The sequence below is a fragment of the Staphylococcus simiae genome, from assembly GCF_002902085.1.
Classification (GTDB): domain Bacteria; phylum Bacillota; class Bacilli; order Staphylococcales; family Staphylococcaceae; genus Staphylococcus; species Staphylococcus simiae.
The window spans coordinates 1-19,481 of record NZ_PPQR01000066.1 but is presented as its reverse complement, the minus strand read 5'-3'; the positions used below and the strand labels follow the sequence as shown (position 1 = coordinate 19,481).

Sequence of the window (19,481 nt, the reverse complement as noted above, 5' to 3'; positions counted from 1 at the left end):
TAATTGAATGTTATTAGTTTACTATAATATATAGGTAAAATAACTTTATTAAAATCGATTTTTAATGTTAAAATATAATGACGACATAAGTAAGAACTAAAATGGATTAACTACAAATTCATAAATACTTAAAGATTATAAGGAGTTATAAATATGTTAAATCTTGAAAACAAAACATTTGTTATTATGGGTATTGCAAACAAACGTAGTATTGGTTTTGGTGTTGCTAAAGTATTAGATGCTTTAGGTGCCAAATTAGTATTTACATATCGTAAAGAGCGTAGCCGTAAAGAATTAGAGAAATTATTAGAACAACTTAATCAAAGTGAACAACGTTTATACCAAATCGACGTTCAAAGTGACGAAGAAGTGATTAATGGCTTTGCTAAAATTGGTCAAGAAGTTGGAAATATTGATGGTGTATACCATTCAATCGCTTTTGCTAATATGGAAGATTTACGTGGACGTTTTTCTGAAACATCTCGTGAAGGTTTCTTATTAGCACAAGATATCAGCTCATATTCTTTAACTATCGTAGCTCATGAAGCTAAAAAATTGATGCCTGAAGGTGGTAGCATTGTTGCAACTACCTACTTAGGTGGAGAATTTGCGGTTCAGAACTATAACGTTATGGGCGTAGCTAAAGCTAGTTTAGAAGCTAATGTAAAATATTTAGCATTAGATTTAGGCCCTGATAATATTAGAGTCAATGCTATTTCAGCTGGTCCTATTCGTACGCTTAGTGCCAAAGGTGTCGGAGGATTCAACACAATATTAAAAGAAATCGAAGAACGTGCACCTTTAAAACGTAATGTTGATCAAGAAGAAGTCGGTAAGACAGCAGCATACTTATTAAGTGATTTATCAAGTGGTGTTACTGGTGAAAATATTCATGTAGACAGTGGTTTCCACGCTATAAAATAATATAAAAAATAAAACGAGATCGTACAATTGTGTTTGATCTCGTTCTAATTTGTAATTAACATTAAAAGAGTTGAAGCATCAATGCTTCAACTCTTTTTGTTTATCAGTCTTTAACATCACTATTAGCTTTATCAATAATTCGTTGTCGGTATTTAAAGATATTACTTACTACTGTTTTAAGTACAGCATATAGAGGTACTGCAATTAAAATTAATGTAAAGCCACCTAAATCACCAGCTGCTAATATAACAACGATAATTGTAAGGGGATGGATATGTAAAGATTTACCCATAACATTAGGTGTAATGACATTACCTTCAAGTTGATGTGCAATTAAAGTAATGATACATACCCAAATAAAAGTAGTAGGGCTATCAATAATACCTAAAATTGCAGCGGGTGCAAAGGATAACCAAGAACCTAAAAATGGAATTAAGTTTGCTACACCTGCAAATAATACAAGTAGTGGAATATAAGGTAAGTGAATAATTGAATACCCTAAGTATAAGAAAATGCCTAAAATAACACTGACAGTAACTTGACCTTGAATATATGATTTTAAAGTGAAGTTAACATCAGTTAACATATCAACAAAAAATACTTTACGTTCACCTTTGAAAAATTTAGCAATTGCTGGAATAAATTTTTCATGATCTTTTAACATATAAATTAAAAAGAACGGCACCATAATTAATAAGAAGATAGTAGAAACTAATGAAGTAATATATTGTAATGAATTAGATAATATATTTGTTACTCCATCTCCCATAGATTTAACCATATTAGTAATCCTACTTGTTACATCGCTAGGTAATTTATCCATTTGAGCTAAAGCAAAATTGATAATTTGTTCTGCTTCTTTTTGTAATGCTGGTGTTTGACTAATTAAATTATTAATATTTGATACAATTATTGGTGCGATAAAAGCGATAATAATACCAATAATTGCAAATAACGCTAGCATGATAGTCGTAATACTTGCCCAACGAGGGAAACCTACTTTTTCTAGTAGTTGTTGAAAAGGCAAGCAAATATAAAATAGAAAACCACTAATTAAAAATGGAAGAAATACAGAGCCAATAATTGTGGCGATTGGTGCAAATACTTCATGCACTTCCATAAATAGTTTGATGATTATGAACAACATAATTAATGCTATGCCAGTCCGAAACCAAACTTTGTTCAACATAAATGACGTTCCTCCTAAAAATTTAAAATACAGTTATCTATAAGTATAGCTCAAAATATACATGTAAAAAAGAATTATATTAGTTAACAGGAAAATAGATGGCTACATTAGTAATATATTGTGTTGATTTTACAAAATATTCTGAAAAATTATATTGAAGTGTGTAAATATACATCGTATAATATTTTTAATTAAATTAAAAAGGGGGAGTCATATGATTGAAAAATTAGTAGGTTTCTTAAATGAAATTGTTTGGAGTAAACCTCTGGTATATGGCTTATTATTGACAGGTTTGTTTTTTACTTTGCGTATGAGATTTTTTCAAGTAAGGCACTTTAAAGAAATGATAAGACTCATGTTTCAGGGAGAGCGTTCTCCAAATGGTGTATCCAGTTTTCAAGCTATTGCAATGTCATTAGCTGGAAGAGTTGGTACGGGTAATATTGTAGGTGTATCAACGGCTATATTTATTGGTGGTCCCGGAGCAGTATTTTGGATGTGGATTAGTGCATTTTTAGGAGCAAGTAGTGCATTTATTGAATCGACGTTAGGCCAAATTTTTAAACGTGTTGAAAACAATGAATATCGCGGTGGTCCTGCTTATTATATTGAATATGGTATAGGTGGAAAGTTCGGTAAAATATATGGTACTCTATTTGCCATTGTTACTATTATATCAGTAGGATTGTTATTACCAGGTGTTCAATCTAATGCTATTGCAAGTTCAATGCATAATGCTATTCAAATTCCTCAATGGTTAATGGGAATTGGTGTAGTGATAGTCTTAGGTTTAATCATATTTGGTGGGTTACGCAGCATTGCAAATGTTGCAACGGCTGTTGTACCGTTTATGGCAATTATATACATATTGATGGCAGTAGTGATTATTTGTCTTAATTTACAAGCAATACCAGCTTTATTTGCTGTGATATTCAAGTCAGCATTTGGTTTACAATCTGCTTTTGGTGGGATTGTTGGTGCAATGATAGAAATTGGAGTTAAACGAGGATTATATTCTAATGAAGCCGGTCAAGGTACTGGACCTCATGCAGCATCTGCTGCTGAAGTGTCACATCCAAGTAAACAAGGTTTAGTTCAAGCATTTTCTGTCTATATTGATACTTTATTTGTGTGCACAGCTACTGCATTAATTATATTAATTTCTGGCACTTACAATGTTACTGATGGAACGATGAATGCAAATGGTACACCACATTTAATCAAAGATGGTGGTATTTTTGTAGACTCTGATACAGGTAAAGATTATTCAGGAACAGCTATGTATGTTCAAGCTGGTATAGATAAGGCTTTTCAAGGAAATCACTACCATTTTGATCCATCATTTTCAGGAGTAGGTTCTTATTTTGTTGCTTTTGCTTTATTCTTCTTTGCCTTTACTACAATCTTATCTTATTATTACATAACTGAAACAAATGTTGCTTATTTAACACGTCATTATAATAACCACATATCTAATATATATATTAATATTGCGCGAATGATTTTATTATTTGCTACTTTTTATGGTGCTATTAAAACTGCTGATGTAGCATGGGCACTTGGTGATCTTGGGGTTGGGTTAATGGCTTGGTTAAATATTATTGCTATTTGGATACTACATAAGCCTGCAGTGAATGCACTTAAAGATTATGAAATACAGCGTAAGAAATTAGGAAATGGTTATCATGCAGTTTATAAACCAGATGCTAACAAACTGCCAAATGCAGTATTTTGGTTAAAGACATATCCTCAAAGATTGAACAGAAACAAGTAAAACAACATCACAAATCATAGATTATATTTGAAATAAGTAAATACAATTTTAAAAATAAAGTGTCTCTTGGTACAATAATAATACAACTACTAGGGGGCACTTTGTTATGTCAGAATATAAAAATGGTAAGATAAATAAACATGTTTATTTTAGTGAAATTTTAAATAGAGAAGTAACATTGAGTATCTATTTACCTGAACAATATAGTCATTTATTTAAGTATAGAGTCATTTTATGTTTTGATGGTTTAGACTTCTTAAGATTTGGTCGAATTCAACGGTCATTAGAAGCTTTATCTGAGCAAGAACACATAGAGAATGCTATTATTGTAGGATTTCATTATGAAGACGTTGATAAAAGACGTGAAGAGTTTCATCCACAAGGTTCAAGATCTCACTTAACAATTAAAGCTGTTGGCCAAGAAATTTTGCCGTTTATAGAATCACAATTTTCAACGTATAAAGTTGGTAATGCTAGATTATTAATGGGAGATAGCTTAGCAGGGAGTATCGCTTTATTAACAGCACTTACATATCCTACGATTTTTAGTCAAGTTGCAATGTTAAGCCCTCAATATGATGGAGCTGTAAAAGAAAAGATTGAAGCATGTAGCAATATTGAGCAATTAACAATTTGGCATGCTGTTGGACTTGACGAGGAGGATTTTGAACTACCAACTAATGGTAAACGTGCTAATTTTTTAACACCTAATCGTGAATTATATCAATTATTATCACAATATAATATGACTTATCATTATGAAGAATTTGACGGTGGTCATCAATGGAAATCATGGAAACCGTTATTACCACAAATTTTAACTTATTTTTTACATGAGAAAATACAAGATTAATAATTAACCGTTGATTAAAACACAGTTATAAAAGATGGTTATAACTAAGATATTAAAAAGTTATTTAATTAAAAATTTGTCTGTTTTGTAAAAAATATGTAATTGTTAATTTTAAAGTAACGGTTTTCATAAAATTTTGATATAATAACACTAGGTTAAACAAAGGAGGAATTTGGATGATTTTAGGGTTAGCATTAATTCCATCAAAGTCATTTCAAGACACGGTAGATTCATATCGTAAACGTTATGATAAGCAGTATGCACGTATTAAACCACATATCACAATTAAAGCTCCGTTTGAAATTGACGATCAAGATTTAGATTCAGTGGTGAGTCAAGTCAGAGCTAGAATCAAAGATGTCCCAGCTGTTAATGTACATGCAACAAAGGCATCTAGTTTTAAGCCAACGAATAATGTTATTTATTTTAAAGTTGCAAAGACTGATGAGCTAGAAACATTATTTGATCGTTTTAATGATAGTGATTTCTATGGTGAAGCAGAGCATGTTTTTGTGCCACATTTTACAATTGCACAAGGACTTTCAAGTCAAGAATTTGAAGATATTTTTGGACAAGTTGCTCTTGCAGGGGTAGACCATGAAGAAGTTATTGAAGATTTAACGTTATTAAGATTCGATGAAGAAGAAGACAAATGGAAAGAATTAGAAACATTTAAATTAGCATAATTATAAAAATAATGGGTAAGAGGTGACTCCGCCTACCCCTTAGATCTTTAGTATATAAAAAGTGAGTATATACCTATTTATTAGACAAATAGATATATACTCACTTTTTGTTTTATGAAAGCTATTACTAGATACAATTCAAATACTTTAAAATCGTTTATATTGTTATATTCTATATTTAAACAACAATACGTTAAAAATTAATGTTTTCTTTGTCTATGGCTAATAAAATACGTACCGTAAAATATAGCTAATACTAGGAAGACTAAGGATGAAAAGTAAAATGTATTATTTAAATTATTCGTAAATTGAGTAATTAATCCTCCAAATAATGGTCCAATCATTGAACCGAAACCTTGAATACTATTAAAAACACCCCAAGTTTCTTCTTGTTCATCACTTTTAATAAAGCGTGCCATAAAGGTATTCCAGGCAGGAAGTAAAATCCCATACATCAAACCAATCGCTAAGGCTATGATCCAAACTACATAAATGTTAAATATCATAGATAAGATAAATATTAAAACCATATATAAGAGGAAACCAGTTAAAATAACACCATACATAAAATTACGACTTCTATGATCAATTAATTTTGATAAAAAAAGCATTGAGAATGCACAACCTAAGCCACCTATAATGATAGCAACCGTATATTCAATAGTGCTCACTTTGACAACTTTTGTTGCATAAGTAGGTAAGATAGGTACTAAAGCAGAGATTGCAGCACCTTGTAATAAAATACCTGGAAATAATAATAAATGTCTTTTAGTAACGTCAACAATTTGACCTAACTGTTCCTTTACAGGTCGTGTATTATAGTTAGTCAATGTCACATTAACAAAATAATATAATATCCAAGCTATTAGAACGACTAAAGACATCATAAATGCAAATTTAGTTGGATGCAGTTTTACTAAAAAGTTCATGACAACCCAACCAACTAAAAGTCCAAGTAACCAAGCGAAATAGACATAGCCCATTTGTTTACCGCGTTTATCTTCTTCAACACTAGATAACATGATAACCCAAATAGGACTAACTGCAATACCTAGCATAATTGCACTTAGAATAATAACAACTGGTGATGCTGGAAACCAAATAACTAAAAATAAACTTAAAAACGCTAAGATAAACCCGGATGTTAAAACGGTACGAGCACCAAATTTTTTAAGTAAGAAACCTATAACAAAATTAGTAGTGGCATCCGCAATGAAATGTATTGAAAATGCTAAAGAGGTAATGGCAACAGCAATCGATGTTACAGTTGGCAAATAATTAATATAACTTAGTATATACATACCTCTAGCAAATTCCATTAAGAAGAGAATGACCAGCATTAAAATAAAGTTTCTCTTGTTAGCATAATTACTTAACGAAGAATCGTGCATATAAAGGAACCCTTCCATAAATATCTTGTGGTAGTGAAGAATGACCTAACATATTTAATAAGTCTCTACATAGTTTTTCAGTTGAATGGTTTATATTGTTGTTTTTCATTTGATCGGTCATGGCTAATAATTGTTCTTCGTTGGTCGTTAATTCAGCTACTATATTAACTGCATCATCAGGAGTATGCGCAATTTTACCAAACCCTTGTTGTTCAAAAAATAAAGCATTTTCTAATTCTTGTCCTGGAGCAGGATTTAAAAAGATCATAGGAATATGTCGAGATAAGCCTTCAGATATTGTAATACCACCGGGCTTAGTAATCATTAATTGACTTGAAGCCATCCATTCATTCATATGTTTAGTGTATCCTAAAATTAAGACGTTTGAATTAGATTTAAACTGCTGTTGTAGTGAACGTTTTAAATCTTTACTATTACCGCATATCATCACTACTTGTGCATTTGGACTTTGTGATAATATGTCAGTTATCATCGTATTAAAGCCACTAGAAACGCCGAACGCACCTGCAGACATTAAAATAATATGTTTATTAGGGTCTAAGTTATGTTTATTAAGCCACTGATTACGATCAATATGTTCTTCAAATTTATTCGCAATTGGAATTCCTGTTACTTTAACATGGTCGGCTGGTATGCCCACTTCAATGAAATCTTGTTTAGTCTCTTCAGTGGCTACATAATAACGTTCAGAATGTGGCGTCACCCAGTTTTTATGTAAACGATAATCTGTTAAGACCGTTGCGATTGGAATATTAATATTAAATTGTTCAGTTAATACTGACATTACTGGGGTAGGAAATGTCATTAAAATTAAGTCAGGTTTTTCTTTAATTAACAAATTGATTAATTTATTTAGTCCATAATATTTGTAGAAACATTTATCTAACTTATCTGGGCGGCTGTAATAAAACCCTTTATACATATTCCTAAAGTATTTAAAGCTATTGATATACCACTTTTTACAAATGGAAGTTAAAATAGGATGCGCCTCCATAAAAAGGTCGTGTTCAATAACGCTTAAATGATCTAAATTCATATCATTTAATTGCTTAACGATACTTTGAGTAACTTGCATATGACCGTTACCGAAAGACCCAGTAATAATCAATATCTTTTTATTTTGAGTAACCATTAATAGCCACCCTCCGTTAATCTAAAAATTTAGTTTAAGTGTAACTTATTTTTCATTATTATAAAAGAAATAACGCTAATTTAATGATGAAGTTGAGGTTGAGTCAAAAAAGTTGACGTATTGTATTGGCATCAACAATTATAGCTAAAATAACTTTAGAAGAATTTTAACTAATGTTATTAGAAAGTATCGTAATAGTTATGTTGAAAAATTTTTGATTCAAAAAAAGTACAGTAGTTAATTATAGCATAATTTTTGTTACTGTTAGTTATAATAATTAAGTTATATCTCAGATTAAAAAACATATTATATGAAGAAATACGAAATATATTGGAAATATACTATCATTATCATAGTTGATTATAGCTTATTAAAAATAATTATAAATTTATAAACACAGTTAAAACGTGTATAATAGAACTATTGTAAAAAAAGGAGCGGTTCAGTTTGAATGCGAATACGTTGTTTGAAAAAATTAAAGTAAAACGTGTCATAGGTACTTTAAATAGAGAAATTGAAGATATAACTACTGATTCACGTACTGCTACAGCAGGTAGTATTTTTGTAGCTTCAGTAGGTTATACGGTTGATAGCCATAAATTTTGTCAAAATGTAGTAAATCAAGGATGTAATGTTATTGTTGTCAATAAAGAACAACAATTGTCTGGAGATGTTACACAGGTTATAGTGCCAGATACTTTAAGAGTTGCGAGTATATTAGCACATACATTATTTAATTATCCAAGTCATCAACTTATAACTTATGGTGTGACTGGTACAAATGGTAAAACATCGATTGCAACAATGATACATTTGATTAATAGAAAATTACATAAAAATAGTGCCTATTTAGGTACAAATGGTTTTCAAATTAATGAGACTAAAACAAAAGGGGCCAATACAACACCAGAAACTGTGTCATTAACTAAGAAAATTAAAGAAGCAGTTGATGCTGGTGCTGAATCTATGACGTTAGAAGTATCAAGTCATGGTTTAGTACTAGGCCGTTTAAGAGGTGTTGAATTTGATGTTGCTATTTTCTCAAATTTAACGCAGGATCATTTAGATTTTCATGGCACAATGGAAGCATATGGTCATGCTAAATCTTTATTATTTAGTCAACTAGGTGAAGACTTAGCGAAAGAAAAATATGCTATTGTCAATAATGATGATGATTTTTCACATTATTTAACTACTGTCACACCTTATGAAGTATTTACTTACGGTATTGACAATGATGCACAATTCACAGCTACAAATATACATGAGTCATTGCAAGGTGTAACTTTTGATTTTGAAACACCATTTGGTAGTTACGCTGTAAAATCTCCATATGTAGGTAAATTTAATATTTCTAATATAATGGCAGCAATGATTGCAGTATGGAGTAAAGGCGTATCATTAGAAGATATTATTAAGGCAGTTGAACATCTTGAACCTGTAGAAGGTAGATTAGAAGTATTAGATCCTTCATTACCGATAGACTTGATTATTGATTATGCACATACTGCTGATGGTATGAATAAATTGATTGATGCTGTAAAACCATTCGTTAAACAAAAATTAATCTTTTTAGTTGGTATGGCTGGAGAACGTGATTTAACTAAGACACCAGAAATGGGTAGTGTTGCATGTAGAGCTGATTATGTTATCTTTACACCAGATAATCCTGCAAATGACGACCCGAAAATGTTAACAGCAGAGTTAGCTAAAGGTGCAACACATGACAATTACATTGAATTCGATGACCGTGCAGCAGGTATTAAACATGCTATCGATGTTGCAGAACCAGGTGATACAGTAGTCTTAGCTTCAAAAGGGCGTGAACCATATCAAATCATGCCAGGTCATGTTAAAGTACCACATCGAGATGATTTAATAGGTTTAGAAGCGGCATATAAAAAATTTGGCGGTGGCCCAATTGATCATTAAACAGTTGATTGACAATCATCTAAAGTTGAATGTTTATATTGAAATACCAACTAATCAAATGTTATTGATAGCTATTCCAGAGTGGTTTTGGTCTGTGGAACTACCACTTACAACTAATAAAGACGAGTGCTATGAAGAATTATTAATGCAGTTATTTGTATTTAAAGAAGAAAATGAAGCGCAGTTTATCGCGCAACAACTTACTCATTGGATTGACACATATAAAAAGGAGCATGATTCATGAATTTAAAGCAAGAAGTAGAGTCTAGAAAGACATTTGCAATTATTTCTCATCCAGATGCTGGGAAAACAACATTAACAGAAAAATTACTATATTTTAGTGGTGCCATACGTGAAGCAGGTACAGTTAAAGGTAAGAAAACTGGTAAATTTGCTACAAGTGACTGGATGAAAGTAGAACAAGAACGTGGGATTTCAGTAACATCTTCAGTAATGCAGTTTGATTATGATGATTATAAAATTAACATTTTAGATACACCAGGACATGAAGACTTTTCAGAAGATACTTATAGAACTTTAATGGCAGTAGATAGTGCGGTAATGGTGATTGACTGTGCTAAAGGAATTGAACCTCAAACTTTGAAATTATTTAAAGTTTGTAAAATGCGTGGTATCCCAATATTTACTTTTATCAATAAATTAGACCGAGTTGGTAAAGAACCATTTGAATTATTGGATGAAATTGAGGAAACTTTGAACATTGAAACATACCCTATGAATTGGCCGATTGGTATGGGTCAAAATTTCTTTGGTATTATTGATAGAAAAACTAAAACAATCGAACCATTTAGAGATGAAGAAAATCTACTTCACTTAAATGACGACTTTGAATTACAAGAGTCACATGCGATTGTTAATGACAGTGCATTTGAACAAGCGATTGAAGAAATGATGTTAGTCGAAGAAGCTGGAGAAACATTTGACGATGAAGCGTTGCAAAATGGTGATTTAACACCTGTGTTCTTTGGTTCAGCATTAGCAAATTTCGGCGTGCAAAATTTCTTGAATGCTTATGTAGATTTTGCCCCTATGCCTCATGCAAGACAAACTAAGGAAGATATAGAAGTAAGTCCATATGATGATGATTTCTCAGGGTTCATCTTTAAAATTCAAGCCAATATGGATCCTAAGCACCGTGATAGAATCGCATTTATGAGAGTTGTCAGCGGCGCATTTGAACGAGGAATGGATGTGACACTGCAACGTACTAACAAAAAACAAAAAATTACCCGTTCAACTTCTTTTATGGCTGATGATAAAGAAACAGTTAATCATGCAGTTGCTGGAGATATTATTGGATTATATGATACAGGTAATTATCAAATTGGAGATACGATAGTTGGAGGTAAACAACATTTTAGTTTCCAAGACTTACCACAATTTACACCTGAAATTTTTATGAAAGTATCACCTAAGAATGTTATGAAACAAAAACATTTCCATAAAGGTATTGAGCAATTAGTTCAAGAAGGTGCCATCCAGTATTATAAAACATTGCACACGAATCAAATTATTTTAGGTGCTGTTGGTCAACTGCAATTTGAAGTCTTTGAGCATCGTATGAATAATGAATATAATGTAGATGTTGTAATGGAACCAGTTGGTCGTAAAATTGCCCGATGGATTGAAAATGAAGATGAGGTAAGCGATAAAATGAATACTTCAAGATCGATATTAGTGAAAGATAGATATGATCAATTAGTATTCTTATTTGAAAATGATTTTGCAACAAGATGGTTTGAAGAAAAATTCCCTGAAGTAAAATTATATAGTCTATTATAAGATTCAATAAGTATTAAAATTTGTAATATAATAAGAAAAATAAATTGTATTCATAAAGAGAACTATGTATACTGTATGGTAACAAATAAATTACCTATGACATGTTGTCTGAGGGGAGTAACTTAAGAATTATACAGTAGATATAATTCGACACTTTATCGTCATTACGGAGTCGAACTTCCGGTAAAGTGAGCAACTCATATTGCTTAGTGAGACCTTTGCTAAATTTTTAGCATGGGTCTTTTTATTTGAAAACGATATATGTTTTGTATTTTGGTTCTCTCCCAAATTGGACTGATACATAATTATTTTTTAGCCTCGCTTTCCTAGGGTGCTGTCTCAGCCTGTAGTCTTCGCCTAGCACTGCTCCCTCAGGAGTCTCGGCTTCAAATTAATTTTAGTTTTAAAATTATTTATTTTTTATTTATCAATCCTGAAAAATAGAGAACCTGTATTTTGAGCTATGTTGATAAAGGTCACATCTATAATTGTTGAATGTAACAACATAATTTTACAAAGCATAGGTAAGTTATATATTAAAAGGAGTTGTACAGTGATGGATCCAAGTTTGATTCTGCCTTATTTATGGGTGCTCGTTGTTTTAGTATTTTTAGAAGGTTTATTAGCAGCAGATAATGCCATTGTTATGGCAGTTATGGTAAAACATTTACCGCCGGAACAACGAAAAAAAGCGTTGTTTTATGGTTTACTAGGTGCATTTGTATTTAGATTTATCGCACTATTTTTAATCAGTATTATTGCAAATTTTTGGTTTATACAGGCCGCTGGAGCAATATATCTTATTTATATGTCTATCAAAAATCTGTATCAATTCTTTAATCATGATAAAAGTGGTGAAACACATCAAACTGGCGATGACCATCACTATGATGAGTCAGGTGTAGAAATTAAAGCAAGCAATCAGTCATTCTGGGGTACGGTATTTAAAGTTGAATTTGCTGATATCGCTTTTGCAATTGATTCTATGTTAGCAGCATTAGCAATTGCTGTTACACTACCGAAATTAGGTATTCATTTTGGTGGTATGGATCTTGGTCAATTTAGTGTGATGTTCTTAGGTGGTATGATAGGTGTTATCTTAATGAGATTTGCTGCAACTTGGTTTGTTGAATTATTAAATAAATATCCAGGTTTAGAAGGTGCAGCCTTTGCCATTGTTGGATGGATAGGTATTAAATTAGTCATTTTAGTATTAGCGCATCCCGATATTAAAATTTTACCTGAATCATTTCCACATACAGTATTATGGCAAGCTATTTTCTGGACAGTACTATTATTATTAGTTGCTATTGGATGGTTTGCTTCAGTTGTTAATAATAAAAAGACTAATAAATAATATTTAGATATTACTTATATTTTTGTATAAGGAACTTTTTTGACTTATGGTTAAAGGTTCCTTATTTTTTATGTCATTTAAATCAGCGACGTTGAAAATGCTAGTGAGAAGCATTGTAAAGTGAAATTTTATAGAAAAGTCATAGATTTCTAAGCAAGAAGTACGTTAATATGGCATAATAAGTAGTGATTTAATTGAATGGAGTGGACATAAGTGGATAAGGGTCAAAAGCATGTAATACCAAAAAGCCAATATCGACGTAAGAAACGTAAATTTTTTGAAGAAGAAGAGTTAAAAGACAAGCAACAACATAGTCATCAAGATGAACAACTTACATCATCTGAAGATGAAGAAACACAATCACCTAGAGATGCACAACCACAATCACCTAATGAAACAAAAGATACAAATGAAGATAGTCATCCTAATGCATTACGTCATTATGACAATAGTGACAAGACAAATATAGAAGATGCTAATGAACATGATGACAAGATAACAACTGATCAAGAAATTGACGACAAGCAACAATCTGCATCTGATTCTTTAAAAAAGCAAACTAATTCAAATGTCACAGATCAATTGGATAACTCAACAAGTAATCGTGATGATGACAAGGTATTAGATATGCAAGATCAAAATAATCGTCATAAATCACTGACATTACCTGAAGAACAGCAATTAAAACGACAACAACATGGTCAAGACAAAGTATTAATTAGTAATCAGGATTCACGCCAAGATCGTCACGACAATACTAACAAAATAGACGAAGAAGAACTACGAGAAAGCGAAGAAGATATAGTACATAATGACAATCATAAAAGTGCTCAAACAACAGATACCGCAAAGACTAAGGACGCTACTGTTAGAGCACAACAATTTAATAGTGATGAAGAAAACGCACGTAATCAAGAAAATCAGCATAATAAATCGTTAAATGCTGATAAAAATGAAAAAGTTATCGCGCACAACAAAGAAACAACACCGAAATTAGATTCGGATTCTCAAACCAAGCAACAACAAAATAACAATAACAAGAAGTCTACATCTACAACGAAAGCACAACAAAGAAAAGCTACTCAATCATCAGAAATATCAACTAATAAGTATGGCTCAGATAGTAAAGATATGTCGCAATATAGTGAAATTATTAAACGATTTTGGCACATGTATTGGCCTAAAATTGTTATTTTAGTTGGTATCATCATTTTAATAGTAATTTTAAATGCCATTTTTAATCATGTTAATGATAATGATAAAGGTATGGATAATAGTCAACAAAGTAAAGATGCTTATACGACAACTATGAAGAATGCTAATAATACTGTTAAATCTGTTGTGTCAGTTGAAAATAATACTGAAAAGGATACGTCTATTCCTAAAGATAAAAATGCTTCTGAAGACGAAATTGGTTCAGGTGTCATTTATAAAAAATCTGGTGACACTGTATATATAGTAACGAATGCGCATGTTGTTGGTAAAAAAGATCAACAAAAAATAACCTTTGCTAATAATAAAAGTGTGATTGGCAAAGTTTTGGGTAAAGATAAATGGTCAGATTTAGCAGTTATTAAAGCAACGTCAAAAGACCCAACTACGAAAGAAATCACTTTTGGTGATTCTAATCACATTGTTTTAGGTGAACCTATTATAGTTGTAGGAAATCCACTTGGTGTTGATTTTAAAAGTACAGTTACTGAAGGCATTATTTCTGGATTAAATAGAAACGTACCTATTGATTTTGATAAAGATAACAAATACGATATGCTAATGAAAGCATTCCAAATTGATGCTTCTGTTAACCCAGGTAATTCAGGCGGAGCTGTAGTAAATAGAGAAGGTAAATTAATTGGTATTATCTCGTTAAAAATAGATATGCCGAATGTTGAAGGCATGTCATTTGCATTACCTGTGAATGAGGTGCAAAGAATCACACATGATTTAGAAACTAAAGGTAAAATAAAATACCCTGACATAGGTATGACAATGACTAATATCGCAGATTTATCGTCTTATGAACGACAATCTATTAAATTACCACAAAGTATTAATAATGGTGTTGTAGTTAAGAATGTTGATTCTAAGTCATTAGCTCAAAAAGCAGGACTGAAAAAAGATGATGTTATTGTCGAACTAGACGATAAATTGATAGAAGATGATTTACATTTTAAACAAGTTTTATTTAGTCATAAATATAATTTGAAACCACTGACTGCAAAAATATATAGAGATGGAAATGAAAAGGAAATCACTCTAAAATTGAAATAATGTTGAGGTGAATGTAGTGTCCATATTTAGCCAGTTTTTAAAAAAATCGAGTCCTCAACAAGGTATTGTAATGTACTATTTGGTAGCGATTGTAGTGGCGTTCTTACTATTGAATTTACCTTATGTTCATAAGCCTGGTGTCGAAGTTAATCCGATAGACACATTGTTTGTCGCTGTATCTGGTATTAGCGTGACAGGTTTATCGCCCGTTAGTATTGTTGACACGTACTCCGTATTTGGTCAACTTATTATATTAGTTATATTAAATATTGGCGGTATTGGAGTCATGGCTATTGGTACAATGCTCTGGGTTGTACTTGGCAAACACATTGGTATTAGAGAACGACAATTAATCATGCTTGATAATAATAAAAATACGATGAGCGGAACTGTCAAACTAATTATTGATATTGTTAAATCAATATTTGTTATTGAACTTGTTGGTGCGTTATTATTAGCGTTTTATTTTTACCGGGATACGCCAGACTTAAAATATGCATTAATGCAGGGCATATTTGTATCGATATCTGCTACAACGAATGGCGGTTTAGATATTACTGGTAAATCACTCATTCCGTATGCTCATGATTATTTTGTTCAAGCGATTGTGATATTTTTAATCGTCTTAGGTTCAATAGGCTTTCCAGTATTACTTGAATTAAAAGCTTATATTCAAAATAGAGTAACTAATTTTAGATTTTCGTTATTTACTAAAATTACAACATCTACATATTTGTTTCTATTTATTGTAGGTGTGTTAACGATACTACTATTTGAGCATAATCATGCTTTTAAAGGACTAAGTTGGCACCAATCACTATTTTATTCTTTATTTCAATCAGCTACTACGAGAAGTGCAGGTTTACAAACTTTAGATGTCACTCAATTAAGTGATCCAACAAATATCATTATGGGGCTATTAATGTTTATCGGTTCATCACCAAGTTCTGTGGGTGGAGGAATCAGAACAACAACATTTGCTATTGTTATATTATTTTTAATTAATTTTAGTAATAATGCTGATAAAACTTCTATTAAAGTATTTAACAGAGAAGTACATATCATGGATATTCAGCGTTCATTTGCAGTTTTTACAACGGCATCTATTTTGACATTTGTTAGTATGATCATAATTTCTGCTACTGAAAATGGTAAATTAACATTCCTACAAGTATTTTTTGAGGTGATGTCAGCCTTTGGAACATGCGGATTATCTCTAGGTGTTACTAGTGATATTAGTGATGTGTCTAAAATAGTTTTAATGGTACTCATGTTTATCGGACGTGTTGGATTGATTTCGTTTATTATTATGATTGCTGGTAGACGTGAGCCAGATAAATATCATTATCCAAAAGAACGTATTCAAATTGGATAATATAATAGTTAGAAATGATTAACTAAATGATGACAAGGTTAGGACAGATTAAATATGTTCTTTCAAAGTGGCCATATAAATGGAGCTTTGTAGTATACATATTAATCTATAGTTCTAACCTTTTTCTTATGTAATAGTAGTTATCTAACAAATAATATTTTTATCATGTTAAACTAAGGACAATGAGAGGTGTAAAGATATGGAGAAGAATGAAAATATTAACGTTGAAATAATAGCCACGTCAGATATGCATAGTCATTTTTTAAATGGTGATTATGGTTCTAATATATATAGAGCGGGAACATATGTTGATCAAATAAGAGAACATAATAGTAATGTGATTTTACTTGATAGTGGAGGTAGCTTAGCGGGTTCATTAGCTGCTTATTATTATGCTATAGTTGCACCTTATAAACGTCATCCTATGATTAAATTAATGAATCGTATGCAGTATGATGCAAGTGGTGTAAGTCCAAGTGATTTTAAGTTTGGTTTATCTTTTTTAACTCGCTCAATTGCTTTAGCTAGGTTTCCATGGTTATCGGCTAATATTGAATATAATGTCACTAAAGAACCATATTTTTCAACACCTTATACTATTAAACAATTTGATGATTTGAGAATTGCAATTGTGGGAGTAACTGCTGATGGCTTAATGGAAAATGAGTATGCCGAAATGGAACAAGATGTAACGATTGAAAAGACTTTGTTAGCATCGAAACGTTGGATTAGGTACATTCATGAAGCAGAAGAACCTGACTATTTAATTGTGATATATCATGGTGGTTTAGATAAGATTAGTGACAATACTACGACTAAAAAGTCTAATTCTAATGAAGCGGAAAAATTAATGGAAGAAATTGGTGTTATTGATTTAATGATTACAGCCCACCAACACCAAACAATCATTGGAGAAAATGATGACACCGTTTATGTTCAAGCAGGACAAGATGCTAAAGAATTAGTACATTTGTCACTGTGTTTTAATAAGCGTACGACAACATATGAAGCAGAGTGTGTAGAGTCGCAAGTTATCAATTTGAATCGCTATGACGAAAGTAAGCAATTACTAGAGTTAACTTTTTATGATCGTAAAGCAGTTGAATATTGGTCTCAAGAAGTTGTTAGTGATGACACTTTGAAGTTAGCTGTTAATGGACTTCAAGATTTAGTAAGTCAACCACATCCATTTTCACAATTATTACATGATGCCATCAAATTAGCTTACGATAATACTATTACTTGTGTTCATGTTCCGAAAAATGGGGAACGTGGCTTAGTTGGGCAAATACGTAATAAAGATTTATATGAAGCGTATCCATACCCTGATAAACCGATTGATTTAACTATTAAGGGTCAAAACATTAAAGATATTTTAGAATATAGTTATGCACATTTAGAATTTCATCAACAAGTACTGTCGTTAACAATTATTGACGAAACGTTGTGCACGATTTGGCAAGGCTTTAATTATACAATTGATATGGAGAGACAACCATTTGATAGAGTGACATTGTACAATATAGATTTAGCTAAAAGTTATAGAATAACGATGACCGATTATTGTTATAGAAATTATAAAAACTATCTTGCAGGTGCAATCATTCATCATGCAACAAGTGATACGATGAGTAGTTTGATTGCTAAATTAATAAATAATCAAGCGTACCAAGTCGTAGTTAATGATAATTTTAATATTAAAAACTAGACAATAGAGTTACGACAAATAAGCGTTGTCACAATGATAAAAAGATCATTTCCAACGATAAAAGCAAAAACTTTTCTTAGCCCTCAGACTAAGAAAAGTTTTTAACCGTTAAATATTAATAAAAGAATAATAGCCGCAATTTGTGCTATAGAAGTTGTTGCGATACGTCTTGTATATTCATAACTAATAGATAAGATAATTTGAGCGATAAAAATAAAGAAAACAATCCACCAATTATCTAAATAGATAAATAATGAACTAGAACAAAGTGCTGTGACAATAATGCTTACCCACGATGGTAGATGATATTGCTCTAAACATTTTTGTAGTACCGTACGCATATACAGTTCATGACAAGGTATAACGATTAATAATGTTACTAGCATTTGCCATTTCCAGTTAACTCCTGTACGCGATAATTCTTTAATTAAAGAAGCATAGCTTAAATCAGAAATTAGTAATGAACATAATAGTTGTATCACAATTAGTAATATGGCCGTTAAGATACCTACACCAATGGAAGTTAATAACCGTTTGGAATCTATATCTCTCTGGTAAAAGACATAGCTAATTCCAGCAATTAACATAATTCCAGTATAGAGGTACCAATATTCTTGATGTTCTCCCCACATAATAAATAAAATAATGTGGAATATTATGAAACTTATAATAAACCAAATTAAAGATTTTGAAATCTTATTCATTATCATTAACCTTCTTATTCAACGATTTTATATCGCTTATGATTGATAACAGTTTTTTCAGGTAAGTCAAGATCGTTAAAGTTTTCCATAATTGTTAAATCTACAATAACAGAGTTGTCGTTAATTTTTTCAACGCGTCCTTTTAAACCATCCATAAATTCAACAATATTACCTACTTCTGCAATAGTCATTTTAAGTCCTCCTTAAATCATAACTAAATTATATTGTACTAAAATTCACTAAACAAATAAACTATTAACATATGTTGTGTTGTCAATTTAAGTGCAACAGTTCGTCGCATAAAATTTCATAAGGTGAATTCCAATTTAAACACTTTCTTGGTCGATGATTAATAGCACCT

General features: G+C 31.3%; 16 protein-coding genes. 11 read left to right on the top strand and 5 right to left on the bottom strand.

The genetic code is table 11. The features are described 5' to 3' along the window. Positions 1-153 precede the first annotated feature (153 nt). Positions 154-924 (top strand): enoyl-ACP reductase FabI, encoded by a 771-nt coding sequence (fabI, locus tag CD113_RS08430; RefSeq protein WP_002464604.1) that lies wholly within the window; start codon positions 154-156, stop codon positions 922-924. A gap of 103 nt (positions 925-1,027) precedes the next feature. On the opposite strand, the gene cozEa is transcribed toward fabI, so the two are convergent. Continuing rightward, positions 1,028-2,113 (bottom strand): lipoteichoic acid biosynthesis protein CozEa, encoded by a 1,086-nt coding sequence (cozEa, locus tag CD113_RS08425; RefSeq protein WP_002464605.1) that lies wholly within the window; start codon positions 2,111-2,113, stop codon positions 1,028-1,030. Positions 2,114-2,327: 214 nt separating this feature from the next. On the opposite strand from cozEa, the gene CD113_RS08420 reads away from it, so the two are divergent. From CD113_RS08420 to CD113_RS08410, 3 genes are all read left to right on the top strand, one after another. Next, complete coding sequence (locus CD113_RS08420; protein WP_002464606.1) at positions 2,328-3,887, top strand: alanine/glycine:cation symporter family protein; 1,560 nt, start codon at positions 2,328-2,330, stop codon at positions 3,885-3,887. A gap of 106 nt (positions 3,888-3,993) precedes the next feature. Further along, entirely contained in the window at positions 3,994-4,740 is a 747-nt protein-coding gene (locus tag CD113_RS08415) for an esterase family protein (RefSeq protein ID WP_002464607.1), read from the top strand. Positions 4,741-4,916: 176 nt separating this feature from the next. Beyond that, positions 4,917-5,426, top strand: coding sequence for a YjcG family protein (locus CD113_RS08410; protein WP_002464608.1), 510 nt, complete (start codon positions 4,917-4,919; stop codon positions 5,424-5,426). A gap of 200 nt (positions 5,427-5,626) precedes the next feature. On the opposite strand, the gene ltaA is transcribed toward CD113_RS08410, so the two are convergent. Both ltaA and CD113_RS08400 read right to left on the bottom strand, forming a co-directional pair. Then, positions 5,627-6,817 (bottom strand): lipoteichoic acid biosynthesis MFS flippase LtaA, encoded by a 1,191-nt coding sequence (gene ltaA / locus CD113_RS08405; RefSeq protein WP_002464609.1) that lies wholly within the window; start codon positions 6,815-6,817, stop codon positions 5,627-5,629. Then, positions 6,795-7,970: a diglucosyl diacylglycerol synthase gene (locus CD113_RS08400; RefSeq protein WP_002464610.1), complete on the bottom strand. Its 1,176-nt coding sequence runs from the start codon at positions 7,968-7,970 to the stop codon at positions 6,795-6,797. Before CD113_RS08400 ends, ltaA begins: the two co-directional genes overlap by 23 nt. A gap of 447 nt (positions 7,971-8,417) precedes the next feature. On the opposite strand from CD113_RS08400, the gene CD113_RS08395 reads away from it, so the two are divergent. From CD113_RS08395 to CD113_RS08365, 7 genes are all read left to right on the top strand, one after another. Next, entirely contained in the window at positions 8,418-9,902 is a 1,485-nt protein-coding gene (locus CD113_RS08395) for a UDP-N-acetylmuramoyl-L-alanyl-D-glutamate--L-lysine ligase (protein ID WP_002464611.1), read from the top strand. After that, the gene (locus CD113_RS08390; RefSeq protein ID WP_002464612.1) at positions 9,892-10,146 is read left to right on the top strand and encodes a YueH family protein; all 255 of its coding nucleotides are present in this window, start codon (positions 9,892-9,894) and stop codon (positions 10,144-10,146) included. Before CD113_RS08395 ends, CD113_RS08390 begins: the two co-directional genes overlap by 11 nt. After that, positions 10,143-11,705 (top strand): peptide chain release factor 3, encoded by a 1,563-nt coding sequence (locus CD113_RS08385; RefSeq protein ID WP_002464613.1) that lies wholly within the window; start codon positions 10,143-10,145, stop codon positions 11,703-11,705. The genes CD113_RS08390 and CD113_RS08385 overlap by 4 nt, the downstream gene beginning before the upstream one ends. A gap of 556 nt (positions 11,706-12,261) precedes the next feature. Further along, positions 12,262-13,062 (top strand): TerC family protein, encoded by an 801-nt coding sequence (locus CD113_RS08380; protein ID WP_002461902.1) that lies wholly within the window; start codon positions 12,262-12,264, stop codon positions 13,060-13,062. Between the two features lie 213 nt (positions 13,063-13,275). Further along, a complete protein-coding gene (locus CD113_RS08375; protein ID WP_002461903.1) occupies positions 13,276-15,333 on the top strand; it encodes a trypsin-like peptidase domain-containing protein in 2,058 nt (685 codons plus the stop codon). A gap of 16 nt (positions 15,334-15,349) precedes the next feature. After that, complete coding sequence (locus tag CD113_RS08370) at positions 15,350-16,708, top strand: TrkH family potassium uptake protein (RefSeq protein WP_002461904.1); 1,359 nt, start codon at positions 15,350-15,352, stop codon at positions 16,706-16,708. A gap of 199 nt (positions 16,709-16,907) precedes the next feature. Beyond that, entirely contained in the window at positions 16,908-18,416 is a 1,509-nt protein-coding gene (locus CD113_RS08365) for a bifunctional metallophosphatase/5'-nucleotidase (RefSeq protein ID WP_002461905.1), read from the top strand. Positions 18,417-18,517: 101 nt separating this feature from the next. On the opposite strand, the gene CD113_RS08360 is transcribed toward CD113_RS08365, so the two are convergent. Continuing rightward, a complete protein-coding gene (locus tag CD113_RS08360) occupies positions 18,518-19,120 on the bottom strand; it encodes a CPBP family glutamic-type intramembrane protease (protein ID WP_002461907.1) in 603 nt (200 codons plus the stop codon). Between the two features lie 14 nt (positions 19,121-19,134). Next, positions 19,135-19,311 (bottom strand): YkvS family protein, encoded by a 177-nt coding sequence (locus CD113_RS08355; RefSeq protein ID WP_002461909.1) that lies wholly within the window; start codon positions 19,309-19,311, stop codon positions 19,135-19,137. Between the last annotated feature and the right edge of the window lie 170 nt (positions 19,312-19,481).